We start from the raw sequence: 1,324 nt of genomic DNA on the forward strand, positions 1-1,324 counted from the left end.
GCCGGGCGAGCTGCGCGGCCCCCACCGCCGAGGTCCACTGTGCCATGAAGATCAGTCCACCTTCCCCGGATTGGCCATGGATGGCGAGGATTACCAAGCCACAGAGTGACATGCGTCAGGCCACCGCCACCACTCAGGGGGGTACTCCCATGTCCACAGTCGGCTCCGCGTCCACCGCGTCCACCGCCGGCATACCCGGATCCGGCCGGCGGCTCGGCCGGCGGCTGGTCCAGCTGTACGCGGGTCTCGTGCTCTACGGCGCGAGTTCCGCGCTGCTCGTGGCGGCCGGGCTGGGCCTGGAGCCGTGGAACGTGCTGCACCAGGGGCTCGCGGAACTGACCGGACTCAGCATCGGGGTCCTGTCGATCATCGTGGGCGCGGCGGTGCTGCTGCTGTGGGTCCCGCTGCGGCAGCGGCCCGGACTGGGCACGATCTCCAACGTCTTCGTGGTCGGCCTGGCGATGGACGGCACCCTCGCGCTGCTCCCGGACGTCCGCTCCCTCGCCGTGCGCGTGCCCCTGCTCCTCGTCGGCATCGTGCTCAACGGCATGGCGACCGGCCTGTACATAGCGGCGCGCTTCGGTCCGGGCCCGCGCGACGGGCTGATGACCGGGCTGCACCGGCGCACCGGCCGGTCGATCCGGCTGATGCGGACGGCGGTGGAGGTGGCGGTGGTGGTGACCGGCTTCGTCCTGGGCGGCACCATCGGGGTGGGCACCGTACTGTACGCCGTGTCCATCGGCCCGCTGGCGCAGGTGTTCCTGCGCGCGTTCGCCGTCCCGTCGGCACCGGCGGGCAGCACGGTCGTCGCCGGCGGGACACCCGAGCGGGTGATACTGCGTCCGTGACCTTGACGACGCCCGCCCCGCGCCACCCGTACCTCGACCACCCGGGGCCGATCGCCTTCGCCCACCGGGGCGGCGCGGCCGACGGCCTGGAGAACACCGTGGCGCAGTTCCGGCGGGCGGTGGAGCTGGGCTACCGGTACATCGAGACCGATGTGCACGCCACGGCGGACGGCCGGCTGGTCGCCTTCCACGACGCCACGCTGGACCGGGTCACCGACGGCGCGGGCCGGATCGCCGACCTGCCGTGGGCGGAGGTACGGCACGCGCGCGTGGCGGGCCGGGAACCGGTGCCACTGTTCGAGGAGCTGCTGGAGACCTTCCCCGGGGTGCGCTGGAACGTCGACGTCAAGGCGGAGCCGGCGCTGCGCCCTCTGCTGGAGCTGGTGGAGCGCGCGAACGCCTGGGACCGGGTCTGCGTGGGCTCCTTCTCGGAGGCGCGGGTACTGCGCGCGCAGCGGCTGGCCGGGCCCCGGCTC

2 protein-coding genes are annotated in these 1,324 nt (G+C 73.5%); both read left to right on the forward strand.

Annotated elements, in window-relative coordinates:
* Window positions 1-149 precede the first annotated feature (149 nt).
* Complete coding sequence (locus H5J33_RS35490; RefSeq protein ID WP_181798754.1) at window positions 150-848, forward strand: YitT family protein; 699 nt, start codon at window positions 150-152, stop codon at window positions 846-848.
* Between the two features lie 2 nt (window positions 849-850).
* Window positions 851-1,324, forward strand: a 474-nt coding sequence (locus H5J33_RS35495; protein WP_309485575.1) for a glycerophosphodiester phosphodiesterase family protein, incomplete at its 3' end; no start/stop codon positions are given.

Source organism: Streptomyces sp. WELS2 (assembly GCF_013870595.1).
In the GTDB taxonomy this organism is placed as follows: domain Bacteria; phylum Actinomycetota; class Actinomycetes; order Streptomycetales; family Streptomycetaceae; genus Streptomyces.